Genomic DNA, 26,212 nt, shown 5'->3' with positions numbered 1-26,212 from the left:
TTGTATCGCATTGTATGGTGGAGGCGGCGGGAATCGAACCCGCGTCCGCGGATGATCGACCTTCGGGTCTACATGCTTAGCCCCACCCTTTGATTTAACTGCCGACACCCCGGTAGGCAAGGTTGCCGACAGCGAGTCCCTTGAGATTCGCCACAGGGCTCGGGACCGCGCCCTGTGGCTAGCTTGTGAGCTACGACCGCGATTTGATCAGCACAAGCACTGGATCAAATGCGGCTGGCGGGGTTTACGCCGCCAGAGCGTAGTTTTCGTCGTTGGCAACTATGTTTAAGTTGGCAGCAGGTTTTACGAGGTTGAGCTGCATCCTCGGCATGCACCTCAGGCTTCACGACCCGCGTCGAATCCAAGTCGCCCCCTGTGTGTTATCTGTTCAGACAGTGTAGCCGGTGAGGAGTTCCGGATAAAGCCTAGACTTTGTGCTTCATCAGCCGCTGTTTCTGGCGCTGCCAGTCCTGCTCCTTCTGATCGGCGCGCTTGTCGTGCTTCTTCTTGCCCTTGGCCAGGCCGATGCTCAGCTTGGCCTTGCCGCGCTTCCAGTGCAGGTCCAGGGGCACCACGGTGTAGCCCTCGCGGTCTGCGGCACCGGTGAGCCGCGCGATCTCTTTTTTGTGCAGCAGCAGCCGCCGGGTGCGCGTCGGATCGGGCTTGATGTGGGTGGAGGCGGTGGGCAGCGGCGTGATGGTGCAGCCGATCAGCCACGCCTCACCCCGTCGGATGAGCACGTAGGCCTCCTGCAGGTTCACGCGGCCGGCCCGGAGGCTTTTGACCTCCCAGCCCTCCAGCGCCAGGCCCGCCTCCATTGTCTCTTCGATGTGGAACTCGAAGCGCGCCTTGCGGTTCAGCGCGATGACGTTTTCCGGTGTCTTCTTTTTCTTGCTCACGGCGCGCATTGTAAGGCCTGTGAGGGCACGAGGGCCAGCCGCATCCACGGGAAGCCTTGCGGAACCTAGGCCCGCTCGCGGACAATTCCGGGTCTGCGTCCAAACCGAGGATGGGCTGATACATGGCGAGTATTTCCCGCACGGCCCTGGTGCCGTACTCCGCAGAAGCGATGTTCGAACTGGTGGACGATGTCGACCGGTACAAGGAGTTCCTCCCCTGGTGCTCGCACAGTGAGGTGCTGGAGCGGGACAGCGACCACGTCAAGGGGCGGGTGGTCATCTCCAAGGGGGGTCTGGAAAAGGGCTTTACCACCATTAACCGCCGCCAGTACGGCAAGATGATCGAGATCCGCCTTGTCGAGGGCCCCTTCCAGCGCCTGGACGGCTATTGGCGGTTCCAGCGCCTGGACGATGAGGCCTCAAAGGTGGTGCTGGACCTGGAGTTTGAGTTCGCCAACCGGTTGGTGAGCATGGCCTTCGGGCGGGTGTTCACCCAAGTGGCCAACCGACTGGTGGACGCCTTTGTCACCCGCGCGGAGCAGGTTTATGGCTGAGCAGATGATGACCGTGGAGGTGGCCTACGCCGAGCCGGACGAGCAGGTGTTGCTGACCGTCGAGGTGCCGGAGGGGGCTACGGTAGAGGAGGCCATCGAGCGCTCCGGCGTCCTGCAGCGCTTCCCCGATATCGACCTGGACGGGGTCAACAAGGTGGGGGTGTTCGGCAAGCTGCGCAAGCGCTCGGATGTGCTGCGGCCCTACGACCGGGTGGAGATCTACCGGCCGCTGCAGGCGGACCCGAAGGAATCCCGCCGCCGTCGGGCGGCGGGCAAGGCGGAGTGAGCGCCGCTTAGCTCTCCTCCCAGTGGGAGGGGCGCAGGTCGCCGCTGATGTCCACCAGGCGGCCGTCCTCGAAGCGCAGGGTCATGCGCTTTTTCTCCATACTGCCGCCCCCGGGCCGCATGGTGTAGACATAGTCCCAGCGGTCGGTGCGAAAGGGGTCGACCACCGCCGGCGGGCCCATGATGGTGCGGACCTGCTGCTGCGACATGCCGACGCGCAACTCATCCACCATCTCCTGAGTCATAATGTTGCCTTGCTGGGCGTCGCGTTGGTAGGTGAACGGAATGCGGTCCACCTGTGCGCAGCCGGTCAGGAAGAGTGTGGTAGTGATGTATAATGCGAATAATCTGCGTTTGCCCATAGGTCTCTCACGCCCTCTTCGGTGGGGGCCGTCGTTGGTGGGGCAGATGTTAGCGTATCCATGCAGTTGTGGCACAGCCTGAACGGGGGAAACCTTGGAGTCCAACAATCTGCGCAAAGCCGGCCTGAAGGTCACGTTGCCCCGGGTGAAGATCCTCGAGATCCTGGAGCGCAACCGGGAGGGTCACATGTCGGCCGAAGATGTCTACAAGGCCCTCCTCGAGGCGGGCGAGGACATCGGTCTGGCGACCGTCTACCGGGTGCTGACCCAGTTCGAGACGGCGGGCATCGTGACGCGCCACAACTTTGAAGGCAACCAGTCGGTCTTCGAACTCGATGACGGTGGCCACCACGACCACCTGATCTGTGTGGAATGCGGCCACATCGAGGAGTTTATCGATTACCTGATCGAGATCCGTCAGCGCGAAGTGGCCATGCAGCACGGCTTCGAGCTGCGTGACCATGCCCTGATCCTGTACGGGATCTGCGGCAAATGCCGTGAGCAGAAGGGCAACTGAGGGGGCGGCTGCTGCGCCTCAGGCGGTCTCCCGGCGCCTGCCGGCGCCGCGTTCCAGCATCTCCCGGGCCGAGGCCAGGGTGTTATCACTGATCTCCACGCCGCCCAGCATTCGGGCCACTTCCTGAATCCGCTGCTCGCCGGTGAGCGGGGTGACCCGGGTGCGGGTCCGGTCCCGTTCGCTGTGCTTGCTGACCTGAAAGTGGCACCCGGCCTGGGCGGCCACCTGGGGCAGGTGGGTGATGCACAGCACCTGGTAGCGTTGGCCCAGCGAGGCCAGCAGGCGCCCGACCACCTCGGCCACGGCACCGCCGATCCCGCTGTCCGCCTCGTCGAAGACCAGGGTCAGGGTGGGGGCGCCGGTGCCCTTGGTGCTGGCGACCTGCAGGGCCAGCCCCAACCGTGACAGCTCGCCGCCGGAGGCCACCTTGGCCAGCGGCCCGAAGGCTTGGCCAGGGTTGGTGCGGACCAGAAACTCCACCTGATCCAGCCCGTGCGGGGTGGGCTCGGCCTCGGCGTCGAAGGCCACCTGGATCTGGAGCTCGGCCCCGCCCATGCTCAGCTCCTCCAGCAGCCCGGCCACCCGCTGCTCCAGGGCCCGGGCGTGGGCCTGGCGTTGCTCACTGAGCGTGGCGGCGGCCTCCCGGTAGTCGCGATGCAGGGCCGCGCGCTGCTCGCGCAGGGCCTGGACCCGCTCCCCGGCCCCCTCCAGCTCTGCGAGCTCCGCCTGCAGGGCCTCGAGCCGCTCGGGGAGGGCCTCCGGACGGCAGCGGTGCTTGCGCGCCAGGTCGCTCAGTTGGCCCAGTCGCTCCTCGGCCCAGGCCAGGCGCTCCGGGTCCAGCTCCAGGTTGTCGGCGAACCGGCGCAGGGCATCGCAGCCCTCCTCAAGTTGCACCAGGGCGTTGCCGAACAGCTCCCGGGCCTCGTCCAGGGCCGGGTCCAGCCCGGCGTGGCCGTCCAGTTCGCGGCTGGCGCGGCCCAGGGCGGCCTGCGCGGACTGCTCGTCGTCGTAGAGCGGGTCGAGGATCTGCTGTGCCATCTGAATCAGGGCGCCGGCATTGGCCAGGCGCTTCTGTTCCTGCTCCAGCGCCTCGATGCCCTCCACCGTCAGCTCCAGTGCGGCCAGCTCGTCCACTTGGTAGCGCAGCAGCGCCAGGCGGTCCTCGTGGCTCTCCCGGTCGCCCTCCAAGGCGCGCAGCTCCTCGTCCACCGCACGCAGCTGCTGGTGGAGCGAGCGGACCCGTTCCAGGGCGCCGCCCTCGTCGGCGTGCTCGTCCAGGATCCGGCGCTGGACGTGGCGGCGCAGCAGCAGCTGGTGGGCGTGCTGGCCGTGGATGTCGACCAGTTGCTCGCCCAGGGCCTTGAGCAGGTTGAGCGGGGCGGGGCGGCCGTTGATGTAGCCGCGGGTGCGGCCGCTCTCCTGGATGGTGCGACGGAGGATGCAGTCGCCGTCCTCATCCAGGTCGTGCTCGGCCAGCCAGTCGTGCACGGGGCTGTCGGGGGCGAGCCGGAAGCTGACGCTGAGGTCCGCCCGCTTGGCCCCGGGGCGGACGGTGCCGCTGTCGGCGCGGTCGCCCAGGCAGAGCCCCAGAGCGTCGAGCAGGATGGATTTGCCCGCCCCGGTCTCGCCGGTGAGCACGTTCATCCCGGCGCCGAAGTCCAGTTCGAGCTGGTCGACGATGGCGAAGTCGCGGATATCGATGTGGCTGAGCATGGTCAGGCAGCACTCCCTGGCCGGTGGGGTGGTCCACGCCGGCCCGCGCCCGATCGCGGCGCGCGGGCCAAAGGCCCGATTCTGTGCCCGCCGTGGCTGCGGTGCAACTGCCACTGCCGCGCGCTCGGCGTGGCTAGCGCAGGTTGGTGTCGCCCCAGCGCAGCTTGGCGCGCAGGATCTCGAAGTAACCGTGGCTCGGCGGGTGGATCAGGTGGGCCTGCTGCGGATGCTGGCGGATGCGGATACGGTCCCCTTCCGCCAGCCGTAGCTCGTCCTGGCTGTCACAGCTTACCCGCAGGTGCTCGGTGCCGGTCTCGTTGAGCTCGATCTCCACCACGCTGTTGCCGGGGATGACCAGCGGCCGGTTGCTGAGAGTGTGCGGGCAGATCGGGACCAGCACCATGGCGTCCACCCCGGGGTGGGTGATCGGCCCGCCGCTGGCCATGGCGTAGGCGGTGGAGCCGGTGGGGGTGGAGATGATCAGGCCGTCGGAGCGGTGGTTGTTGAGCAGTTCGCCGTTGATATAGGTCCGGAAGTCGATCATCCGCGACGTATTCCAGCGGTGCAGCACCACGTCGTTGAGGGCCAGGCCGCTGCCATGAACCCCGTCGCTGCCAACGGATTCGGCCTGCAGCAGGGTGCGATCGTCGCGGACGAAGTGGCCGCTCAACACAGCCTCCAGCTCCGCCTCCAGCCGGCTGGGGGAGACATCCACCAGAAAGCCGAGGCGACCCCGGTTGACGCCGAGGATGGCGATATCGTGTTGGACCAGGGAGCGGGCGGTGTTGAGCAGCGTGCCATCGCCGCCCACCGAGATCACCAGATCGGCTCGGGTGCCCAGTTCGTTGCGATCGACGCTGGGCAGGCCGTCCAGGCCCAGGCGGCCGGTGGACTGTTTGTCCAGGATGATTTCCCGTCCGTGTCGCTGCAGCAACGCCACCAGGCTGCCCACCGTTTCAGTGACGCTGGGGTCGTCCGGTTTGCCGGTGATCGCGACGACGGGGAAGTGCGGTGTCGGGTTATTCATTGTGCGCGCAAAGTTATCACGCCGGCCGGATGCCGCCAATCCTGCGACGGTGAGCCCATCCGGCGTCGCGAGCCTCACCCCCCCGGCTGCGCGGGCCCGAATCAAGGAAGAACGGCGTACCCCCGTCATCGCGAGGGCCGCTCACCTCCTCCCCGTCATCGCGAGGGCCGCTCACCTCCTCCCCGTCATCGCGAGGGCCGCCCACCTCCTCCCCGTCATCGCGAGGGCCGAAGGCCCGTGGCGATCCAGAGCGGTAGACTGCCACGTCGGCTTCGCCTCCTCGCAGTGACGGTGGGGAAGTAGCCCTCCTCGCAGTGACGGTGGGGGGGGTGGCCTGCCCCCCTCCCCCGCACCCAGTTCTTCAAGAGGCTGTAAGCGTGGGGTGGCGCGGGTACAATGAGCCTATGAGCCAGTCACGAGAGACAACCGAGCTGAGCCCCCGGGCGCAGCACCTGCTGCGTACCCTGGTGCAGTGCTATATCAGTGACGGCCGGCCGGTGGGCTCGCGCAGCCTGGTCAAGGCCTCCGGGTTGTCGGTCAGCTCCGCCACCGTGCGCAACGTGATGGCCGAGCTCGAGGAGCTGGGCTATGTCTGCTCGCCGCACACCTCGGCGGGCCGTCAGCCCACCGACAAGGGCTACCGGTTCTTCGTGGACACCCTGCTCAGCGCCCGGTCGTGGGACACCGATCAGTTCGACGCGCTGGAGCTGCGGTTGGAGGCGGGCGGCCGCACCGATGAACTGCTGGGCTCGGCCTCCCATCTGCTCAGCGGGCTGACCCGCTATGCCGGTGTGGTGACCCTGCCGCGCCAGGACCTGCGCGCGCTGCGGCACGTGGAGTTTCTGCCGTTGTCGGGCAACCGGGTGCTGGCCATCGTGGTGCTCAACGAGAGTGATGTCGAGAACCGGGTGATCGAGACCGACCGGCCCTACCAGGAGTCGGAGCTGCGCACCCTCAGCAACTACCTCAACGCCCAGTTTTCCGGCTGGGACGTCCAGCGGGTCCGTCAGTCGCTGGTGGAGGCCATGCGCGAGGATCGCGAGCGCATGGACCAGTTGATGCAGACCGCCTTCGAGATGGGCGAGAAGGTCTTCAACGACGAGGAGACCGGTGAGGACTGCGTGGTGGCCGGGGAGACCAACCTGATGGCGCTCTCTGAACTCTCCGACCTGGACAAGCTGCGGGAGCTCTTCCGCGCCTTCAACGAGAAGCGCGACATGCTGCACCTGCTGGACCGCTGCCTGTCGGCCGAGGGGGTGCAGATCTTCATCGGCCGGGAGGCCGGGTATCGGGTCTTCGACGGCTGCAGCCTGGTCACCGCCCGGTATGCCATGGAGGGGCAGCCGGTGGGCGTGTTGGGCGTCATCGGCCCCACCCGCATGGCCTACCAACGGGTCATCCCCATTGTGGACATGACCGCCCAATTGCTCGGCGCGGCCTTGAATCAGACCCGCTGAGTCCCCATATGCTTCACCAGACCGCGCCCCCGGGCTGTGGCGGGGGCGCCCGGGCCGCCCGGGCGGCGTCGCCCCGGGTCGGGCCCTATTGGCCGAACACATCACCAGAAATCCGCGGAGATCAAGCATGAGCGATAAGCAGCGAGAGGCGGAACGCCAGCAGTCCGAGGACAAGGCGCATTCGGAGGCGGAGTCCGCCGAGGCCGGACAGGCGCCGGAGGCGCAGGCAGCCGAGGATGGCGCCGAGTCCGCTTCCGGTGACTCCGGTGACGAACTGACCGAGCTCCAGCAGGCGCTGGAGGAGGCGCGGGCCCGGGCCGAGGAGAACTGGAACGAGTGCCTGCGGGCGCGGGCGGAGATGCAGAACATCCAACGCCGGGCCCAGGCCGATGTGGAGAAGGCCCGCAAGTATGCGGTGGAGAAGATCGCCGGGGACCTGCTGGGGGTGAAGGACAGCCTGGAGATGGGCGTCAAGGCCGCGAAGGAGGAGGGCGCCGACCCGCAGAAGCTGCTGGAGGGCTCGGAGCTGACCCTGAAGATGCTCAGCCAAGTGCTGGAGCGGTTCAATGTCCAGGAGATCGACCCCCAGGGCGAGCGCTTCAACCCCGAGCACCACGAGGCGGTGGCCGCCCAACCCTCCCACGAGCATGAGCCCAACACCGTGCTCAACGTCATGCAGAAGGGCTATGCCCTGCACGACCGGGTGCTGCGCCCGGCGATGGTGGTGGTTTCGCAGAAGGCCCCGGAGCCGCCCCCGTCCGGCTCCATCGACGAACAGGCCTGAACGAATGGCAAGCGCGCCCTTGAAATGCCCGGGCGCGGCCCCATGTAAAGGGGCAGACAGCGAATGGCAGCCCGGCGCCGCGCCGGGGCAGGGTCCACGGACAACAGCATTCAGGAGCATTTTATGAGTAAGATCATCGGCATCGACCTGGGCACCACCAACTCCTGCGTGGCCGTCATGGACGGTGGCAGCACCCGGGTCATCGAGAACAGCGAGGGCGATCGCACCACCCCCTCGGTGGTGGCCTTCGCCGAAGACGGCGAGGTGCTCACCGGCGCGCCGGCCAAGCGCCAGGCGGTGACCAACCCGGAAAACACCGTGTTTGCGGTGAAGCGCCTGATCGGCCGCCGCTTCGAAGAGGACGTGGTGCAGCGCGACGTGCGCGAGATGCCCTACAAGATCGTCAAGGCCGATAACGGGGACGCCTGGGTGGAGGTGCGCGGCAAGAAGATGGCGCCGCCGGAGATCTCCGCCCGCACCCTGCAGAAGATGAAAAAGACCGCCGAGGACTACCTGGGCGAGACCGTCACCGAGGCGGTCATCACTGTCCCGGCCTACTTCAACGACTCTCAGCGCCAGGCCACCAAGGACGCCGGTAAGATCGCCGGGCTGGAGGTCAAGCGCATCATCAACGAGCCCACCGCGGCGGCCCTGGCCTACGGTCTGGACAAGAAGGGCGGCGATCGCAAGGTGGCCGTCTACGACCTGGGCGGCGGCACCTTCGACATCTCCATCATCGAGATCGCCGAGGTGGACGGCGAGCACCAGTTCGAGGTGCTGGCCACCAACGGTGACACCTTCCTGGGCGGCGAGGACTTCGACCGGGCGGTCATCGACTACCTGATCGCCGAGTTCAAGAAGGACCAGGGCATCGACCTGGGCGGCGACCGCCTGGCCATGCAGCGCCTCAAGGAGGCCGCTGAGAAGGCCAAGATTGAGCTCTCGTCGGCCCAGCAGACCGAAGTGAATCTGCCCTACATCACGGCCGATCAGGCCGGCCCGAAGCACCTGGCCATCAAGCTCACCCGGGCCAAGCTGGAGTCGCTGGTCGAGGGCCTGATCAAGCGCACCATCGAGCCCTGCAAGGTGGCCCTGAAGGATGCCGGCCTGTCCGCCAGCGATGTGGACGAGGTGATCCTGGTGGGCGGCCAGACCCGCATGCCCAAGGTCCAGGAGGCCGTCACCCAGTTCTTCGGCAAGGAGCCGCGCAAGGACGTCAACCCGGACGAGGCCGTGGCCGTGGGTGCCGCCATCCAGGGCGGTGTGCTGGGCGGTGACGTCAAGGACGTGCTGCTGCTGGATGTCACCCCGCTCTCCCTGGGCATCGAGACCCTGGGCGGGGTGATGACCAAGCTGATCGAGAAGAACACCACCATCCCGACCAAGGCCTCGCAGACCTTCTCCACGGCCGAGGACAACCAGGGGGCGGTGACGGTGCACGTGCTCCAGGGTGAGCGCGAGATGGCCAAGGACAACAAGAGCCTGGGCCGCTTCGACCTGACCGACATCCCGCCGGCACCGCGCGGCGTGCCGCAGATCGAGGTCACCTTCGACATCGACGCCAACGGCATCCTGCACGTCTCCGCCAAGGACAAGGCCACCGGCAAGGAGAACAAGATCGTCATCAAGGCCTCCTCCGGTCTGTCCGAGGAGGAGATCGAGAACATGGTCAAGGACGCCGAGGCCCACGCCGAGGAGGACCGCAAGGCGCGCGAGTTGGTGGAGGCCCGCAACCAGGCCGATAACATGATCCATGCCACCAACAAGTCGCTGAGCGAGTTCGGCGACAAGATCGACTCCGGCGAGAAGCAGTCCATCGAGGAGGCGATCAAGGAGCTGGAAGAGGCCATGAAGGGCGATGACAAGGAGGCCATCGAGGCTAAGACCCAGCAGCTGGCCGAGCGCTCCGGCAAGCTGGCCGAGAAGATGTACGCCGCCCAGGGTGGCGAGGAGGCCGCGGAGCAGGCGGCCGGCGGCGAGCAGCAGCAGGCCGGTGGCAGCGGCAAGTCCGAGGACGACGTGGTCGACGCGGAGTTCGAGGAGGTCAAGGATCAGGACGAGGACAAGGACCGCAAGTAAGCCGGCGCTTGGCGTCGAGAGCTGACGGACGGGGCGCAGGCCGGTATCCTCACCGGCCTGCGCCTTCGCCGTTGAGGTCCATCCTGAAAGCCTGGAACCTGCATCATGTCCAAAAGCGATTACTACGAAGCCCTGGGCGTTGCCCGCAACGCCTCGGATTCAGAGATCAAAAAGGCCTACCGCCGCATGGCCATGAAGTATCACCCGGACCGCAATCCGGGTGACAAGGAGGCGGAGGCCCGCTTCAAGGAGGCCAAAGAGGCCTACGAGATTTTGTCCGACCCGCAGAAGCGGGCCGCCTACGACCAGTTCGGTCACGCCGGTGTGGACCCCTCCGCCGGCATGGGGGGCGCCGGGGGGCCGGGTGGCCCGGGCGGGCCGGATTTCGCCGATATCTTCTCCGACGTCTTCGGCGACATCTTCGGGGGCGGCGGTCGCCGTGGCGGCGGGGGCCGGCGCGTCTTCCGTGGCGCGGACCTGCGCTACAACCTGGAGCTGTCGCTGGAGGACGCGGTGCGCGGCACCGAGGTGCAGATCCGGGTGCCCACCCAGGAGGTCTGTGACGCCTGTGACGGCAAGGGCACCAAGGAGGGCAGCCAGCCCGAGACCTGCCCCACCTGTAAGGGCCACGGTGATGTCCGTATCCAGCAGGGCTTCTTCTCCGTGCAGCAGACCTGCCCGCGCTGTGGCGGCAGTGGTTCGGTTATCACCGACCCGTGCCGTAAGTGTGGCGGGCGCGGGCGAGTGCAGTCGCAGAAAACGCTCTCCGTACGGGTGCCGGCCGGGGTGGATACCGGCGACCGGATCCGCCTGTCCGGCGAGGGCGAGCCCGGTGAGAATGGCGGTCCGCCCGGCGATCTGTACGTGCAGATCATGGTGCGTGAGCACGAGTTCTTCCAGCGCGACGGGGCCAATCTGCGCTGCGAGGTGCCCATCAGTATCACCAAGGCCGCCCTCGGCGGTGAGGTGGAGGTGCCGACCCTGGACGGGCGCGTCAACCTGCGCATCCCCGCCGGCGCCCAGTCGGGCAAGGTCTTCCGGGTGCGCGGCAAGGGGGTGAAGCCGGTGCGCGGCGGTCCGCAGGGCGACTTGCTCTGCCGGGTGCACGTGGAGACCCCGGTCAACCTCACCAAAAAGCAGAAGGAGCTGCTGGAGGAGTTTGGCCGCACCATGGATGACACCGGCGACAAGCACACCCCGCGGACCAGCTCCTGGCTGGACAAGGCGCGCAAATTCTTCGAGGACTGGAAGCTCTGATCATGACCACACGTATCGCGATCGTGGGCGCGGCCGGCCGCATGGGCCGCATGTTGATCGAGGCGGTCGGGGAGGCGGACGGGGCCGAACTGGTCGCCGCGGTGGACCGGCCGGGCAGTGACTTTGTGGGCGCCGATGCCGGCGAGCTGGCGGGGATCGGGCGCCTGGGCCTTGCCGTGGGGGACGATCTGGAGGCGGCGCTCGCTGCCGCCGATGTGCTGATCGACTTCACCCTGCCGGAGGCCACTGGGGGGGTGCTCCAGGCCTGCCGGACCACCGGCACGGCCCTGGTCATAGGGACCACCGGACTGGGGGAGGCACAGCTCGCCGCCCTGGACGCCGCGGCCGGGGAGATCCCGCTGGTCTTTGCCCCCAACTACAGCACCGGGGTCAACCTGACGCTGAAGCTCGCCGAGCTGGCGGCGCGGGCGCTGGGTGACAGCGTGGATATCGAGATCATCGAGGCCCACCACCGGCACAAGGTGGATGCCCCGTCCGGTACCGCGCTGGCGCTGGGCCAGCGGGTGGCGGACACCCTGGGTCGTGATTTGAAACAGTGCGCGGTGTATGGCCGGGAGGGTCGCACCGGTGAGCGCGACCGACAGACCATCGGTTTCGAGACCATTCGTGCCGGCGATATCGTGGGTGAGCACACCGTGCTCTATGCCGGCGCCGGTGAGCGCATCGAGATCACCCACCGGGCCTCCAACCGCATGACCTTCGCCGCCGGGGCCGTGCGCGCCGCCCAGTGGGTGGCGGGCCGCGAGCCGGGCCGCTACGACATGCAGGACGTGCTGGGTCTGTGACCGGCACGGGCCCCGGCGCCGGCCGCCGGGGCCCTGATCACTTCTCTACCGGGGTGTCCGTGCGATTGCCCCATTCCGACCAGGAGCCATCGTAGCCCCGCACCCTGTCGAAGCCGAGGTGGCGCAGCATCACGTAGGCGTGGGAGGAGCGGTGGTGGGTCTGGCAGTGGGTCACCACCTCCTGCTCCGGCTGAATGCCGCGCTCGGCGAGCATTGCCCGCAGGCGCTCGTCCGGCAGCAGCTTGAGGTGGTTGCCCCGGTCCATGGTCTCCAGCCAGTCCAGGTTCGCCGCTCCCGGGATGTGGCCGCCCCGCATGGCGCGCACGTCCTCGCCGCGGTATTCCGGCGCCGAGCGCGAGTCCAGCACCGCCACTGAGGGCGAGTCCAGGTGCGCCAGCACCCAGGCGCAGTCGGCGCGGTACTCCGGGTGGCGGAGTTCCGCCCGGTAGTCGCTGTGCCGGGGCGTGACCACACCCCCCTCCAGCGGCCGACCCTCGCCCGCCCAGGCGGTGACGCCGCCATTGAGCCAGGCGCGGTGCGGGTGGCCAAGCAGGTCCAGGGTCCAGATCAGTCGTCCGGCGCGGCCGCCGCCGTTGCGGTCGCAGGCCACCACGTGGGTCTCGGGGGTGAGCCCGATCCCGGAGAGCACCGCGGACAGGGTCCGCAGGTCGGGCAGCAGGCCCATTGCCGGCGGGACCTGGCGCAGCAGGTGGGGGAAGTCCAGATGCACGGCCCCGGGGATGTGGGCCTCCCGGTAGTCGTTGCCGTCGCTGAGATCGACCACCAGCAGGCCGTCCCGTTGTGCCAACGCCTCCTGGAGGCGGGCGGGTTCCAGGACCAGGGGTAGTGCTTCGGCCATTCGGGGTCCCTCTTGCTGGCTCGTGACTGTGTTGGGCCCGGGGGGGCCAGTCCGGTAGTCTACCGGCCGGGTCGGGCATCTGCCACCGGCCGGCGTCCGGCTCAGCGCACCGTCAGCAGCTCTACCCAGTGGCGGACCGGGACCGTGGCCTCCTCACCCAGGTGGGTCTGGCAACCCACATTGGCGGTGACGATCATCTCCGGCCGCCCCGGCTCGATGTTGTTCAGTTTGCGCCGGCGCAGCCGCTTGGCCAGCGCCGGCTGCAGGATCGAGTAGCTGCCGGCGGAGCCGCAGCACAGGTGCGGCTCGCCGACCGGAGTCAGCTCGAAACCGGCCTTGCGCAGCAGGGCCTCCACCCGCCCCGGCATCTTCTGGCCGTGTTGCAGGGTGCAGGGGCACTGGAAGGCGATCCGCCGGGGTGCGTCGGGCCTCGGCGCCAGGCGGTCGCCCAACCCTTCCAGCAGCTCCACCGGGTCGCAGGCCAGACGGGCCACCTCGGCGGCCTTATCCGCATAGTCCGGATCGTTGCGCAGGAAGTAGCCGTACTCTTTCACCTGGGCGCCGCAGCCGCTGGCGTTGACCACGATGGCGTCGGCGCCGTTTTCGATCTCCGGCCACCAGGTGTCGATGTTGTGCTTGATGTAGCCGTGGGCGGCCTGCGGATCCCCCAGGTGCTGGTGCAGCGCGCCGCAGCAGCCGGCCTTGGGCGTGCGCACCACTTCGATGCCCGCCTCGCCCAGCAGCCGGACGGTCTCCGGGTTGGTGGCGGGGGTCATGGCCGGTTGGGCGCAGCCCTCCAGCAGCAACACCCGGCGCTGGGGCTGGGCAGGGGCCGGCGGCCAGGCGGGGGCCGACGCCTTGGCCGGCAGTTTGTTACGCAACACGCCGGGAACCAGCGGGCGCACCGCCTGCCCCAGCCCCATCAGGGTGGAGAACAGGGTCCGGTTGGGGACCACGGTGCGAATGAATGCACGCAGCAGCCGCTGGTTGCTGCGCGGCACCTGCTCCTCCACCAGCTCGCGGCCGATGTCGGCGAGTTTGCTGTACTGGACACCGGACGGGCAGGTGCTCTCGCAGGCCCGGCAGGTCAGGCAGCGGTCCAGGTGGAGCTGGGTCTCGGCGCTGGGCTCGTGGCCCTCCAGCACCTGTTTGATCAGGTAGATCCGGCCCCGGGGGCTGTCCAGCTCGTTGCCCAGCTCCTGATAGGTGGGGCAGGTGGCCAGGCAGAAGCCACAGTGGGTACAGGTGCGCAGGATGCGCTCGGCCTCACGGCCGGCGTCGGTGTCTTTGATGGAATCGGCGATATGGGTCTGCATGGCGGCCTCAGAGGTCAGCGTAGAGTCGGCCCGGGTTGAGGATGCCCTCGGGGTCGAAGGCCTGCTTGATGTTGCGGTGCAGACGCCGGAAGACGGGGCCGCCGTCGGGCAGCACCTCGCCCCGGCGATCGCCGCCGCGGAACAGGCGGGCATGGCCGCCTGCCGTCCGCGCCGCCTGCTGCAGGGCCCCGAAGTCCTGTTCACCGCCAATCCATACCTGCTGGCCGTTCCAGTCCAGCAGGGCGTTGCCCAGGAAGCCCTCGGGCAGGGTGCGCCCCGGTGGCAGGGCCACCCGCCAGAGCAGGGTCTGGCGGGCAAACCAGGGCAGCCGGTGGTCGCGCAGATCCTGCCAGAAGGCCAGGTCCTCCTCCTCGCCGCCGATCATCTTGCGTGAGGCGTTCACCCCCAGGGCGGACCCGGACAGGCGCAGGTGTAGCCGGTGGCCGTCGTGGGCGCTGCCGGTGACCGGCGCACCGCGGGCCTGCCAATCCATGACGTTCCGGAAGCCCTCGTTGCGGGGCAACTCCAGGGTCAGCCCGAGCACCTTCTCGGGCCGCGGCAGGACCTTGAGCGAGACCTCCAGCAGGACGCCCAGGGTGCCCATGGCCCCGGTCTGCAGGCGGGAGATGTCGTAGCCGGCGACGTTCTTCATGACCTCGCCACCGAAGTGCATGTCCTCACCGCGGCCGTTGACCAGCCGGCAGCCCAGGACCAGGTCACGCGCCGAGCCGGCGAAGGGCCGGGCCGGGCCGGACAGGCCGCTGGCTATGGCGCCACCCAGCGTGCCACCGCCGTCGAACTGCGGCGGTTCGAAGGGCAGCATCTGGCCGGCGTCGGCGAGGATGTGTTCCAGTTCTTCCAGCCGGGTGCCGGTGCGGGCGGTGAGCACCAGCTCGGTGGGTTCGTAGTTGACGATGCCGGTGTGTTCCGCCAGCGACAGCGGCTCGCCCTGGGGCTCACGGCCCAGGAAGCCCTTGCTGCCGCTGCCCTCGATGGCCAGCGCGGTTCCGCTGCCGGCCGCGGCCGCCACCCGCTCGCGAATGGCCTGGCTGTGATCGTTCTCGTGGGTCATGGGTCCGTCCTGTCAGAAGCGCTCGATGTCCGGGAAGGGCAGTTCGCCGTGGTGCACGTGCATGGCGCCGAACTCGGCGCAGCGGTGCAGGGTGGGGATGGCCTTGCCGGGGTTGAGCAGCCCCTTGGGATCGAAGGCGCGCTTGAGGGCGAAGAACTGCTCGCGCTCCGCCTTGTTGAACTGCACGCACATCTGGTCGAGCTTCTCCATGCCCACGCCGTGCTCGCCGGTGACCGTGCCGCCGACCTCCACACACAACTCCAGGATGCGCCCGCCCAGCTCCTCGGTGCGTTCCAGCTCGCCCGGGACGTTGCCGTCGTAGAGCACCAGCGGGTGCAGGTTGCCGTCACCGGCGTGAAAGACGTTCACCACCCGCAGGCCGTACTGCTCGGAGAGGGCCTGCATGCGCTTGAGCACCGTGCCCAGGTGCTTGCGTGGGATGGTGCCGTCCATGCAGTAGTAGTCGGGGGAGATACGGCCCACCGCGGGAAAGGCCGCCTTGCGCCCGGCCCAGAAGCGCTGCGCCTGTTCGGGGGTCTCGGCGATGCGGATTTCGGTGGCCCCGTAGCGCTCCATCAGCTTGCGCACCCGGTCGCACTGGGCGGCCACCTCCGCCTCACTGCCGTCCAGCTCGCAGATCAGGATGGTGGCGGCATCCACCGGGTAGCCGGCGTGGACGAAGTCCTCGGCGGCGCGGATGGCGGCGTTGTCCATCATCTCCAGGCCACCGGGGATGATGCCGTCGCCGATGATCCCGGCCACCGCCTCGCCGCCGGCCTCGACGGTGGGGAAGGCGGCCAGCATCACCTTCTTGGTCAACGGCTCGGGCAGCAGCTTGACCGCCACCTCCACCACCACGCCGAGCATGCCCTCGGAGCCGATCACCGCCGCCAGCAGGTCGTATCCGGGGGCGTCCGGCGCCTCGCTGCCCACCTTGATGACATCGCCGTCGATGGTGATCAGGGTGGCCTCGAGGACGTTGTGGATGGTCAGGCCATACTTCAGGCAGTGCACCCCGCCGGCGTTCTCCGCCACGTTGCCGCCGATGCTGCAGGCAATTTGCGAGGAGGGGTCCGGGGCGTAGTAAAGCCCGTAGGGGGCCGCGGCCTCGGACACCGCCAGGTTGCGCACCCCGGGCTGGACCCGCGCAATGCGCCGTTCGGCGTCCACCTCCAGAATGCGGTTGAAGCGGGACAGGCTGAGGAGAATACCCTGGGGGTGGGGCAGGGCGCCGGCGGAGAGGCTGGTGCCCGCACCACGGGCCACCACCGGCACCTCCAGCTCATGGCAGATGCGCAGGATGGCCTGCACCTGCTCCACCGTGTCCGGCAGGACCGCTGCTACCGGCAGCTGGCGGTAAGCGGCCAGACCGTCGGTCTCGTAGGCCCGTAGGGCCTCTTCGTTGGTGATCAGCGCTTCGGGGTCGTCCAGAACCCCGCCCAGGCGGGCGATCAGGTCCTCGCGATCGTACTCGAAGCGGCAGTCCTCCTCGCGGTATACGGAGTGCGCGCTCATGGTCGGAGTCTCTCAACGGTGGGCAGTTGTCTAATTGTCTGACCAATTTATCAGGAATGCCACACGCTTGTGAATCGGCCGGGCCCCGTTCGCGGAAGTACGCGCCGAATAACCCGTCATCACGAGGGGCGCCGACCCCCTCCCCGTCATCGCGAGCCCCCCTCCCCGCTGCGTGGGCCCGAATCAACGAGGAACGGGGCACCCCCGGTCATCGCGAGGGCCGAAGGCCCGTGGCGATCCAGGGCGGTAGACTGCCGCGTCGGCTTCGCCTCCTCGCAGTGACGGTGGGGGCGACTTTCCGCTTCCGGCACAGTCAAGTTCTTCAAGAGGGCTAGCCAGCCCCTCCCCGTCATCGCGAGGGCCGCAGGCCCCCTCCCCGTCATCGCGAGGGCCGCAGGCCCCCCTCCCCGTCATCGCGAGGGCCGCAGGCCCGTGGCGATCCAGGGCGGTAGACTGCCACGTCGGCTTCGCCTCCTCGCAGTGACGGTGGGGGGATGCCCATCCCTCAGTGACGGTGGGCCGCCACCACCCCCGTCATTGCGAGGAGCGAAGCGACGAAGCAATCCATGTCCGTCCATTGCCACACCATAATCATGGCCTCTCGGCCCTCGCCACAGCGGACGACGGCCCTCTCCACCGTCCCCCGACGAGGGGCCGGGCTCCGCTATACTGTCTAGACCATTTGGAAAGGGAGGACCGCCGATGTCCCGCTGGAACTGCTATATCAAACCGGGCGCCATGGAGGATGCCCGCGCCTCATTGGGCGAGCTGGCCGAGGAGACCTTCACCGTGGAGGCGGAGGATCAGATTCAGGCCCTGGCGGAGGTCAAGGCGCAGCTGTCCGAGCGCTATAACATGAGCACCCTCCCTGCCGACCTGCTGGACGACTGGCTGGTGATTCAACCCGCCCCGCGCCGCTGAGGCCGCCCGCATCGCTCACACCGCCTGCCCTGGGCGGCGCTGAAAGACCGACCCCGTGTGCCGCACGCTGCTGGTTGCGCTGTATCAACGCCCTCTTGGCGCGGAAAAGGTAGGCTGGACGCCTGAACCGCTGCCATATCGAGGGCGGGATTTTGGCCTGGGTAGCGGGTAGGGGGTGGAACCTTGAAGCGGAGGCTGTTGTGGCTACATCGGTGGCTCAGTATCGGGCTGGCTCCCCTGCTGCTGGTGCTGATTGTGTCCGGCGGCCTGCTGGCGGTGCAGCCGGTGGTCGAGGACTGGGTGGCCGGCCCCGATGCCGACGTGCCCGTGGCGGTCCCGGAGACGCTGACCTGGCTGGACCGATTGGATCAGCGGCAGCGGGCGAGGGCGTTGCGGTTCGAGGCGGACCGGGTACTGGTGCTTACCTTCAGCCAGCGCGGTGAGCGCCGGGTGGTGCCCTTCGACCTCACCACCGGAGAGGCCGGTGTGGAGCGGGCCACAGGTGAGTCCTTCTTCCGCACCGTGCGTCACCTGCACAAGGACCTTCTACTGGGTCTGGACGGGTTGGTGGAGTGGGTGACCTACGCCCTGCTGATTATCGTCGTGACCGGGCCGTGGCTGGCCTGGCCGCGGCTGCGCAACACCTTGAGTGACTGGCACACCGGGCTGGGCTGGTTGACCCTGCCACTGATTTTTCTGGTCACGGCCACCGGCGCCCTGCTGGCGTTGCAATGGGGCACCCCGGCGCTGCCGGAATTCGACCGTGACCAGCCCCAAGTGACGCTCCCGGCCGCTATCGCGCGTGCCGCACAGCAGGGAGACCTGGTCGCCGTTTACGAAGCCGAGCGCTTTGCCCAGGTTTCGGTGGCCTTGCAGGGGGCGGACGCCACCGGCAACCGGGTGACCTACGTGGTGACGCCGGGAGAAGTGGCCCGGGTCACCGCCTACCCCGGGCTGGTCCAGTCACTGCACCAGGGGACGTGGGCAGGTGCCATCTCCGGTGCACTGAACGGCATAGCCGCATTGGCGCTGGGCTTTCTGCTGCTGAGCGGGACCTGGGTCTGGCTGCGGCGGCAGTGGCAGGCGCGGCGCCGCGAGGGTGATCCCGCCGCCGACATCCTGGTGGCCTACGGCAGCCAGACGGGCACCGCGGCACGCTGGGCCCGGGCCACGGCAAAGGCGCTACGCGATGGCGGCGAGCGGGTGCTGGAGGCCTCCCTGGCGGGGGTTCGGCCGGAAGAGCTGCCGGGTTTCCGGCAGGTCCTGCTGATCATCTCCACCACCGGTGACGGCGAAGTGCCTGACGCCGCGCGCCGCTTTGTCGATGCCCTCCCGGGCAGCCGGTTGAGTGGCGCCAGGTTCGCCGTGTTGGCCCTGGGCGACTCGTCCTACCGGCAATTCTGCGCGGCGGGCGAGCGGTTGCGTCAGCGCCTGCTGACTTCCGGGGCGGAGGAGGTCCTGCCCTTGGTCAAGGTGGATGGTGATCCGGCCGGCCCGTGGCGGGGCTGGATGGACCGGGTGGGCCGGGCTGTCGGTACTGACCTCGGCGAGCTGGAGGCGCCGGACGGCGGCGACCAACCGGTCCGGCTGACCCTGGCGCAACGCCAACAGCTCAATGATCCGGCCGATCCCGATACCAATGAAGTCTGGAGCTTGGTATTCGAGTGCGCGGAGCCGCTGGACTACCGGCCCGGGGATTTGCTGCTGGTGCGACCCGCGCCGGGCGCGCCGGCCCGTCCCTACTCCATCGGCAGTACCCCGTTGACGGACCCACGGCGGCTGATGTTGACCGTCGCCGTGGTGACCCGGGACGACGGGACCCCGGGCGAGGCCTCGGGACTGCTCTGCCGGCAGCTGCCGGTGGGGACCCCGCTGGATATGACCCTGCGCCGTCATCCCCACTTCCATCCGCCGGAGTCGCCGGACCGGCCAATGATCATGGTGGCTGCGGGTTGCGGCATCGCCCCGTTTATGGGATTTCTGGCCGAACAGGCTCACCGTCCCCGTACCGGGCCGGCCTGGCTGCTCTTCGGCAATCGAAAACGGGCGGGGGACTTCTTCTACCGGGAGCGCCTGCAGCGCTGCCTGGAGGAGGGGCACCTGTATCGGCTCGATACTGCCTTCTCGCGGGATGCGGATGACGGGCGCTACGTCTCGGACTGCATCCGTGAGGCCGGGGCGGAGCTGCTGGACTGGCTGGAGCGGCGCGATGCCCTGCTTTACGCCTGTGGCAAGGCGAGCACCCTGGGCCGGGGGTTGCGGGAGGCGTTGACTGGAGTGTTGGTCGAGCAACGGGGTCTCGCTCCACCCGAAGCGCGTGAACGCCTGCGCCAATGGGAGGCGGAGGGGCGACTGCGCCTGGATTTGATCGACTGATCCGGGGGGCTGAGATAGGGCGCCCCCTTCCGGAAGATCAGTAAAGGAGAGAAGGAGATGACGTTTTGATTAGGCAATCGGGGATTCGCTTCGTGGCTGTCGGCGGCCTGTCGCTGCTGGTGGCGTTACCCGCCGTGGCGCAGCCGCTGGACTGGCCTGAGCTCTACGGGCGGCTGCACCTCTCGGCCGACGTGCTGAACAACGGCGATGGCACCTCGCGCCACCTCTCGGACAACTCCAGTCGCTTGGGTTTGCGCGGCCAAGTGCTGTTGGATGATGACCGCCTGCGCGCCGTCTACCAGGTGGAGATACAGGCGGCGCTGAACGAGGATGACAGCAGCGATGAGCTGACCTTGCGCAACACCTTCGCGGGCCTGGAGGGCCCCTGGGGGCTGCTGCGCGCCGGTCGGATTGACACGCCGGTAAAGCGCATGCGCAGCAACGTGGACCCGTTCAGCGACAGCGTGGGGGACGCCCGAAACATCCTGCGCCTGAACACGGCCGCCTATGATGACCGGGACCTGCGGGTGAACTTTGACCGCCGTCTGAAGAATTCCCTCAACTACACCACCCCCCGCTACCAGGGACTGGGTGCGCAGTTGCATTACTCCGCCGACGCGGAAGGTGACGGCAGCGCCAGCGATAACGATGACGAGGCCTGGAGCGCGATGCTCGACTATGAGCGGGACGCGACCTGGGTGGGACTCGGCTATGAGCGTTACCGGGCCGGTGAGACACCGACCATCTGGCGGGTGGCGGCCAGCCAGGGGCTTGGCGACTGGCGGCTGACCGGTCTTTACCAGTCCACGCGTGATCCGGACAGCTGGGCCCTGGGTGGCTCTGTGACCTATGCCTTCGGGGTGAACCGGCTTCTGGCGCAGGTCTACACGGTGGACGCGAGGGATGGCGATGACCTGGACGCGACGATGTACGCGCTGGGTGCCGAGCGCTTCCTGGCGGACAGCGTGCGGGTCTATCTGCGCCTGGCGTGGCTGGACAACGATGACGAAGGGGATCTGACCCCCTACCGCCAGTCCCGTTCCGCCGACCCGGAGATGGATACCCCGGGTGAAGACCCCTATGGCGTCTCTGTGGGGTTACGGATCGACTTCTGACCGGCTGAGAAAAAGAAAGGGCGCCCTTTTGGGGCGCCCTCTCAGGTCGGCTCTTGCCGGAGGCAGCCTATTGGGCCTGTTCCCCAGCCAGGTAGAGCCAGGTCTCCACCACCGAATCGGGGTTTAAAGAGACACTTTCGATACCCTCGTCCATCAGCCAGCGGGCGAGGTCGGGGTGGTCGGACGGCCCCTGGCCGCAGATGCCCACGTACTTGCCGGCCCGGCGGGCGCTCTGGATGGCCATGGAGAGCAGTTTCTTGACCGCTTCGTCGCGCTCATCGAACAGCTCGGCGATCAGGCTGGAGTCGCGGTCCAGGCCCAGGGTGAGCTGGGTGAGGTCGTTGGAGCCGATGGAATAACCGTCGAAGTGCTCCAGGAACTCGTCGGCCAGCAGGGCGTTGGACGGCAGCTCACACATCATGATGACCTTGAGCCCATTCTCGCCCTTTTTCAAGCCGTTTTTCTCCAGTTCCGCCAGCACCCCTTTGCCTTCCTCGACGGTGCGCACGAAGGGCACCATGACCCAGACGTTGTCTAGGCCCATCTCGTCACGGACCTTCTTCAGCGCCTTGCACTCCAGGGCGAAGCAGTCGCGGAAGCTGTCGGCGGTATAGCGTGAGGCGCCGCGGAAGCCCAGCATGGGGTTCTCCTCGTCGGGCTCGTACTGCGCGCCGCCGATCAGGTTGGCGTACTCGTTGGACTTGAAGTCGGACAGCCGCACGATCACCGGCTTCGGCGTGAAGGCGGCGGCCAGGGTGGAGATGCCCTCGGCCAGCTTGTCCACGTAAAACTGGACCGGATCGCTGTAGCCGGCCGCCTGGGTGCGGATCACCTGCTTTAGGTTCTCGTCCTGCTGGTCGAACTCCAGCAGCGCCTTGGGGTGGATGCCGATCATCCGGTTGATGATGAACTCCAGCCGCGCCAGGCCGATGCCGGCGTTGGGCAGGCTGGCGAAGTCGAAGGCGCGGTCCGGGTTGCCCACGTTCATCATGATCTTGAAGGGGAGCTCGGGCAGCTTGTCCAGGGCGATCTTGCGGACCTCGTAGTCCTGCTTGCCGGCATAGATGTAGCCGGTGTCGCCCTCAGCGCAGGAGACGGTCACCTCGTGGCCGTCCTTGATACGCTCGGTGCCGTCACCGGTGCCCACCACCGCCGGGATCCCCAACTCGCGGGCGATGATGGCCGCGTGACAGGTGCGGCCGCCGCGATTGGTGACGATGGCGGAGGCCCGCTTCATGATGGGCTCCCAGTCCGGGTCAGTCATGTCGGTGACCAGCACGTCACCGGCCTTGACCTTGTTCATGTCGTTGATACTGTCGACCACCCGGGCCGGTCCGGCGCCGATGCGCTGGCCGATGGCACGGCCGGTGGAGAGCACATCGCCCCGGGCCTTGAGGTGGAAGCGCTCCAGGGTCTGGCCGGCGTCACGGCTCTTCACCGTCTCCGGGCGGGCCTGCAGGATGTAGAGCTTGCCGTCCTGGCCGTCCTTGCCCCACTCGATGTCCATGGGCCGGTCGTAGTGCTTTTCAATGATCATTGCCTGGCGGGCCAGGTCCTGCACCTCGTCGTCGGTCAGCGAGTACTGCAGGCGTTCGGCCTCGTCCACGTCTACGGTCGCGACCGTCTTGCCGTGGGTCTGGTCGCCGGAGTAGACCATCTTGATGGCCTTGCTGCCGAGGTTGCGGCGCAGTACGGCCGGGCGGCCGGCCTCCAGCGTGGGCTTGTGGACGTAGAACTCATCCGGGTTGACCGCGCCCTGGACCACCGTCTCACCCAGGCCGTAGGACGAGGTGATGAAGACCACGTCGCGGAAGCCCGATTCGGTGTCCATGGTGAATATCACGCCGGCGGCGCCGATGTCGGAGCGCACCATGCGCTGGATCCCGGCGGAGAGCGCCACCTGGCTGTGCTCAAAACCGTGGTGCACCCGGTAAGAGATGGCGCGGTCGTTGAACAGGGAGGCGAAGACGTGCTTGACCGCCTCCATGATGCCGTCCAGCCCGCGCACGTTCAGGAAGGTCTCCTGCTGCCCGGCGAAGGAGGCGTCCGGCAGGTCCTCGGCGGTGGCGGAGGAGCGTACGGCGAAGGAGGCCTCGCCCGGGGTCTCGGCCTCCAGCTTCTGGTAGGCCTCGGTGATAGCCTGTTCCAAGGCCGCCGGGAAGGGCGTGTCGATGATCAGCTGGCGGATCTCGGCGCCGGTGCGGACCAGGGCGTCCACGTCTTCGATATCCAGGGGCTCGAGCAGGCCGTTGATACGCTCGCGCAGGCCGCTCTCGTCCAGGAAATCCCAGTAGGCCTTCGCGGTGGTGGCAAAGCCCCCCGGCACGCTCACGCCCGCTGCGGACAGGTGGCTGATCATCTCGCCCAGGGAGGCGTTCTTCCCCCCTACGCGATCCACATCCCCCATCCCCAGGGTGTCGAAGTTGACCACATACTCTTGCAAGGTTGCGTCCCCCTTGATATTTCGCGATTGCCTACGGGTTGCTGTGCACGGTGCCGGCAATTCCGCTAGCATGCATGGGCATCCAGTCAGCCGCCCAGTCCAGCGGAGCCCGCATCGTCAATGACCGAAGCCAGACGTAGCGTCTATTTCATCTCCGACCGCACCGGCATCACGGCCGAAGCCTTGGGTCACAGCCTGTTGACCCAGTTCTCTATTGACTTCGAACAGCGGACCATCCCCTTCGTCGATACCGAGGAGAAGGCCGCCCAGGTGGTGGAACAACTGAACGTCGCCAGCCAGCGCTCCGGCTTGCGGCCCATTGTGTTCTCCACAGTTGTCGATGCCGAGGTCCGCCGGGTATTGCAGACCACGGACGCCGTGCTGTTCGACTTTTTCGACACCTTCATCGCCCCGCTGGAGCAGGAATTGCGTATGCCCTCCAGCCACGTCATTGGGCGGTCCCACGGGGTCGTGGATAATAACATGTATGACGTCCGGATTGACGCCATGAACTATGCGCTCAACCACGACGACGGGGCAGTGACCCATCACTACTCCCGGGCCGACGTCATCCTCACGGCGGTCTCGCGCAGCGGCAAGACCCCGACCTGTATCTATCTGGCGCTGCAGTACGGCATTTACGCCGCCAACTACCCGCTGACCCAGGATGATCTCAACCGCGGCAAGCTGCCGCGGAAGCTGGTGGAGCACAAGCGCAAGCTGTACGGGCTGACCATCAACGTCGACCGGCTGCAGACAATCCGCTCCGGGCGGCTGCCCAACAGCGATTACGCCTCCCTGCGCCAGTGCAGCTACGAGGTGGCGCGCGCGGAGGCCCTGTTCCGCAGCGAAGGCATTCCCTATGTGAACACCACCACCATGTCCATCGAGGAGATCGCCACCAAAATCATCCACGAGGCCAAATTGGAGCGGCGACTTTATTAGAACTGTCGCCCGTTTTCCAGTCCGGTCCGGTTCGTGCGCCCATTCGTCCGCCGCCGAGGTGCCACCCCTGTGGTAAGATCGGGCCCCATGATGCACTTGTCGCCAGCGTTGGACCGTCAGCGGGCCGGGCCCAGTTTCAGCGGCCTGATGGAGCTGTACGAGTCGAACTATCTCTTCCTCCGGCGGCTGCTGCCTGAGGCCGAGCACGGCCTCTGTCGGGTCAGCCCGATGGCCCGGGGCGCGGCGCTGCACGCCGAGTTGCTCGAGTCCACCCCCTATACCCGCACCTACTTTCTGACTCACCAGTTCGCGGGCGGGGCGGCACTGGGGCCCGAGGCGCTGCCCGCCCTGCGGGTGCGCATCTATTACGACGCCCGGGTCGCCGAGGTGGTGGGCCGGGGGCGGCGCGGCAAGGCCCGCGACCAAGGGCCGTCGCTGGCGTGGCGCTGGCGTGCCAACCGGTTCCTGAACCGCTGGCTGCGGTTTTGTCTCGGCGAGGGGCACCGTTTCGATTCCCCAGTCGTTTGAGCCTTGTACGTTTAAACCGTATTTATAACCAATACCCCTTGACGAAAGTGGGTTTAGTGCCTATAAAAGGCGAAAGGTTTTTTGCCCTGGATGAGTCTTACGGGAAGGTTGGGATGAAACTATCGACCAAGGGCCGCTACGCGGTCACAGCCATGATGGATCTTGCCCTCCACGAGGGGCAGGGGCCAGTCACTCTGGCGGACATCTCCGAGTCACAGGGGATCTCCTTGTCCTATCTGGAGCAGCTCTTTGCCCGGCTGCGCAAGCACTCGCTGGTGTCCGGGGTGCGGGGGCCCGGCGGCGGTTATCGCCTGGCCCAGCCCGCGGATCAGATCACCATTGCCGATATCATTACGGCCGTGGACGAGAACGTGGATGCCACACGCTGCAAGGGGCGGGGTGATTGCCAGGAGGGTGAGCGCTGCCTGACCCATGATCTGTGGATGGACCTGAGCCGCCAGATCTACGACTTCCTGAACGGCATTACCCTGGCGCAGTTGGCCCAGGAGCCGGCGGTTCGTCGGGTTGCCGAGCGCCAGGGTCTGGCCGAGCAGCCGCTGGCCGACCGGCGCCGGACCGCGCGCGGCTGACCAGGGGAGCGGCCGGGGACCGGTCCGCCGGGGGCGCCCCGGCGGCGAGGGGTGTTGTTTTCCCTCGCGCCTCACCGCCAGACAGAAAGCCTTCCCGTCTCGATTGCCTTCACACCACGCCGGGCCAGCGCCCCTGCGGGCCCGGTTTCGTTGATTTCATAGATGGCCCAGTCCCAGGGGCCCGCCCAAAGCGGCGCCGTGCCCGGCGGCAGCAGCGCGGTGTCACAAAACAACCAGTCGGGTTGCAGCGCCTCGGCTCGCTCGCGACTGGCGATGTCCCATGCCTCCAGCACCCAGCCGACGGGCACCCGCGCATGCGATCGGGCGATCCGCAGGGCGGCCTCGCTGAAGCTGATAAGCACCCGATGACTGGCGATGGCCTCGCTGTCCCGGAGGACATCGGCCACGGCCGTGGGAACCTGATGATGGGGCAGTGCGTCGGTCTTGATCTCGACGAAGAGCGGGACTCGGGCGTGGGCGAGGCACTCGCAGGCCTCCCGCAGGGTGGGCAGGTGAAAGCCGGCCTGATCCGGTCCCGGGCGCAGGCCCAGGGTGTCCAGCGCCTTATCCTCCAGGTCCGCCAGATTACCCCGCTGCCCGGTGATCCGCCGGAGGTCCCGGTCGTGAAAGACTACCGGCGTGCCCTCGGCGGTGAATTGCACGTCCAGCTCAATGCCATCTGCGCCGCGTTCCAGGGCCGAGCGGAAGGCGGGCAGTGTGTTCTCTGTATGCCGCTCAACATCACCGCGGTGGGCGATGATCCAGGGGTGTTGCTTCATGGGTCGCTCTCTC

General features: G+C 67.7%; 24 protein-coding genes and 1 other RNA gene. 14 read left to right on the top strand and 11 right to left on the bottom strand.

Annotated elements, in window-relative coordinates; genetic code table 11:
- Positions 1-15 precede the first annotated feature (15 nt).
- Positions 16-374, bottom strand: a transfer-messenger RNA (tmRNA) gene (ssrA, locus tag MLG_RS15180).
- Between the two features lie 51 nt (positions 375-425).
- Complete coding sequence (gene smpB / locus MLG_RS09705; RefSeq protein ID WP_041718532.1) at positions 426-899, bottom strand: SsrA-binding protein SmpB; 474 nt, start codon at positions 897-899, stop codon at positions 426-428.
- Positions 900-1,021: 122 nt separating this feature from the next.
- On the opposite strand from smpB, the gene MLG_RS09700 reads away from it, so the two are divergent.
- Positions 1,022-1,453: a type II toxin-antitoxin system RatA family toxin gene (locus tag MLG_RS09700; protein ID WP_011629646.1), complete on the top strand. Its 432-nt coding sequence runs from the start codon at positions 1,022-1,024 to the stop codon at positions 1,451-1,453.
- Complete coding sequence (locus tag MLG_RS09695) at positions 1,446-1,739, top strand: RnfH family protein (RefSeq protein ID WP_011629645.1); 294 nt, start codon at positions 1,446-1,448, stop codon at positions 1,737-1,739. Before MLG_RS09700 ends, MLG_RS09695 begins: the two co-directional genes overlap by 8 nt.
- A gap of 7 nt (positions 1,740-1,746) precedes the next feature.
- Here the strand turns inward: MLG_RS09695 and MLG_RS09690 are convergent, their stop codons facing one another.
- A complete protein-coding gene (locus MLG_RS09690) occupies positions 1,747-2,100 on the bottom strand; it encodes an outer membrane protein assembly factor BamE (protein WP_011629644.1) in 354 nt (117 codons plus the stop codon).
- 94 nt (positions 2,101-2,194) lie between these two features.
- Here MLG_RS09690 and fur point away from each other — a divergent pair, with 94 nt between their 5' ends.
- Positions 2,195-2,617, top strand: a complete 423-nt coding sequence (gene fur / locus MLG_RS09685; RefSeq protein ID WP_011629643.1) for a ferric iron uptake transcriptional regulator — start codon at positions 2,195-2,197, stop codon at positions 2,615-2,617.
- Between the two features lie 18 nt (positions 2,618-2,635).
- Here fur and recN read toward each other — a convergent pair whose 3' ends face one another.
- Positions 2,636-4,330 (bottom strand): DNA repair protein RecN, encoded by a 1,695-nt coding sequence (gene recN, locus MLG_RS09680; protein WP_011629642.1) that lies wholly within the window; start codon positions 4,328-4,330, stop codon positions 2,636-2,638.
- Positions 4,331-4,463: 133 nt separating this feature from the next.
- Positions 4,464-5,357 (bottom strand): NAD(+) kinase, encoded by an 894-nt coding sequence (locus MLG_RS09675; RefSeq protein ID WP_011629641.1) that lies wholly within the window; start codon positions 5,355-5,357, stop codon positions 4,464-4,466.
- A gap of 404 nt (positions 5,358-5,761) precedes the next feature.
- On the opposite strand from MLG_RS09675, the gene hrcA reads away from it, so the two are divergent.
- From hrcA to dapB, 5 genes are all read left to right on the top strand, one after another.
- Entirely contained in the window at positions 5,762-6,814 is a 1,053-nt protein-coding gene (gene hrcA, locus MLG_RS09665; protein ID WP_011629640.1) for a heat-inducible transcriptional repressor HrcA, read from the top strand.
- A gap of 127 nt (positions 6,815-6,941) precedes the next feature.
- A complete protein-coding gene (gene grpE, locus MLG_RS09660) occupies positions 6,942-7,598 on the top strand; it encodes a nucleotide exchange factor GrpE (protein ID WP_011629639.1) in 657 nt (218 codons plus the stop codon).
- Positions 7,599-7,661: 63 nt separating this feature from the next.
- Positions 7,662-9,677, top strand: a complete 2,016-nt coding sequence (gene dnaK / locus MLG_RS09655) for a molecular chaperone DnaK (RefSeq protein ID WP_011629638.1) — start codon at positions 7,662-7,664, stop codon at positions 9,675-9,677.
- 105 nt (positions 9,678-9,782) lie between these two features.
- Positions 9,783-10,934, top strand: a complete 1,152-nt coding sequence (dnaJ, locus tag MLG_RS09650; RefSeq protein WP_011629637.1) for a molecular chaperone DnaJ — start codon at positions 9,783-9,785, stop codon at positions 10,932-10,934.
- Positions 10,935-10,936: 2 nt separating this feature from the next.
- The gene (gene dapB / locus MLG_RS09645; protein WP_011629636.1) at positions 10,937-11,740 is read left to right on the top strand and encodes a 4-hydroxy-tetrahydrodipicolinate reductase; all 804 of its coding nucleotides are present in this window, start codon (positions 10,937-10,939) and stop codon (positions 11,738-11,740) included.
- A 37-nt stretch (positions 11,741-11,777) separates the two neighbouring features.
- Here the strand turns inward: dapB and MLG_RS09640 are convergent, their stop codons facing one another.
- The 4 genes from MLG_RS09640 to MLG_RS09625 all read right to left on the bottom strand — a co-directional run bounded on the left by MLG_RS09640 (position 11,778) and on the right by MLG_RS09625 (position 16,502).
- Complete coding sequence (locus MLG_RS09640; RefSeq protein ID WP_011629635.1) at positions 11,778-12,599, bottom strand: sulfurtransferase; 822 nt, start codon at positions 12,597-12,599, stop codon at positions 11,778-11,780.
- A 101-nt stretch (positions 12,600-12,700) separates the two neighbouring features.
- On the bottom strand, positions 12,701-13,915 hold the full coding sequence (gene glcF, locus MLG_RS09635) for a glycolate oxidase subunit GlcF (protein WP_011629634.1): 1,215 nt from the start codon (positions 13,913-13,915) through the stop codon (positions 12,701-12,703).
- 7 nt (positions 13,916-13,922) lie between these two features.
- The gene (glcE, locus tag MLG_RS09630; protein ID WP_011629633.1) at positions 13,923-14,987 is read right to left on the bottom strand and encodes a glycolate oxidase subunit GlcE; all 1,065 of its coding nucleotides are present in this window, start codon (positions 14,985-14,987) and stop codon (positions 13,923-13,925) included.
- 12 nt (positions 14,988-14,999) lie between these two features.
- On the bottom strand, positions 15,000-16,502 hold the full coding sequence (locus MLG_RS09625) for an FAD-linked oxidase C-terminal domain-containing protein (protein WP_011629632.1): 1,503 nt from the start codon (positions 16,500-16,502) through the stop codon (positions 15,000-15,002).
- 702 nt (positions 16,503-17,204) lie between these two features.
- Here MLG_RS09625 and MLG_RS09620 point away from each other — a divergent pair.
- From MLG_RS09620 to MLG_RS09610, 3 genes are all read left to right on the top strand, one after another.
- Positions 17,205-17,423, top strand: coding sequence for a hypothetical protein (locus MLG_RS09620; protein WP_011629631.1), 219 nt, complete (start codon positions 17,205-17,207; stop codon positions 17,421-17,423).
- Positions 17,424-17,621: 198 nt separating this feature from the next.
- Positions 17,622-19,799 (top strand): PepSY domain-containing protein, encoded by a 2,178-nt coding sequence (locus MLG_RS09615; protein WP_232209244.1) that lies wholly within the window; start codon positions 17,622-17,624, stop codon positions 19,797-19,799.
- 65 nt (positions 19,800-19,864) lie between these two features.
- Complete coding sequence (locus MLG_RS09610; protein WP_011629629.1) at positions 19,865-20,914, top strand: porin; 1,050 nt, start codon at positions 19,865-19,867, stop codon at positions 20,912-20,914.
- A gap of 67 nt (positions 20,915-20,981) precedes the next feature.
- Here the strand turns inward: MLG_RS09610 and ppsA are convergent, their stop codons facing one another.
- Positions 20,982-23,357: a phosphoenolpyruvate synthase gene (ppsA, locus tag MLG_RS09605; RefSeq protein WP_041717999.1), complete on the bottom strand. Its 2,376-nt coding sequence runs from the start codon at positions 23,355-23,357 to the stop codon at positions 20,982-20,984.
- Between the two features lie 120 nt (positions 23,358-23,477).
- On the opposite strand from ppsA, the gene ppsR reads away from it, so the two are divergent.
- From ppsR to iscR, 3 genes are all read left to right on the top strand, one after another.
- Positions 23,478-24,302, top strand: a complete 825-nt coding sequence (ppsR, locus tag MLG_RS09600) for a posphoenolpyruvate synthetase regulatory kinase/phosphorylase PpsR (RefSeq protein ID WP_011629627.1) — start codon at positions 23,478-23,480, stop codon at positions 24,300-24,302.
- Positions 24,303-24,389: 87 nt separating this feature from the next.
- Positions 24,390-24,830: a DUF1249 domain-containing protein gene (locus MLG_RS09595; RefSeq protein ID WP_049753559.1), complete on the top strand. Its 441-nt coding sequence runs from the start codon at positions 24,390-24,392 to the stop codon at positions 24,828-24,830.
- Between the two features lie 113 nt (positions 24,831-24,943).
- Positions 24,944-25,420, top strand: coding sequence for a Fe-S cluster assembly transcriptional regulator IscR (gene iscR / locus MLG_RS09590; protein WP_011629625.1), 477 nt, complete (start codon positions 24,944-24,946; stop codon positions 25,418-25,420).
- A 71-nt stretch (positions 25,421-25,491) separates the two neighbouring features.
- On the opposite strand, the gene MLG_RS09585 is transcribed toward iscR, so the two are convergent.
- Positions 25,492-26,199: a glycerophosphodiester phosphodiesterase family protein gene (locus MLG_RS09585; protein WP_011629624.1), complete on the bottom strand. Its 708-nt coding sequence runs from the start codon at positions 26,197-26,199 to the stop codon at positions 25,492-25,494.
- Between the last annotated feature and the right edge of the window lie 13 nt (positions 26,200-26,212).

Source organism: Alkalilimnicola ehrlichii MLHE-1, assembly GCF_000014785.1.
GTDB lineage: Bacteria > Pseudomonadota > Gammaproteobacteria > Nitrococcales > Halorhodospiraceae > Alkalilimnicola > Alkalilimnicola ehrlichii.
Note: the sequence above shows the minus strand (reverse complement) of the source record. Positions and strands in the feature narration are given on the sequence as shown.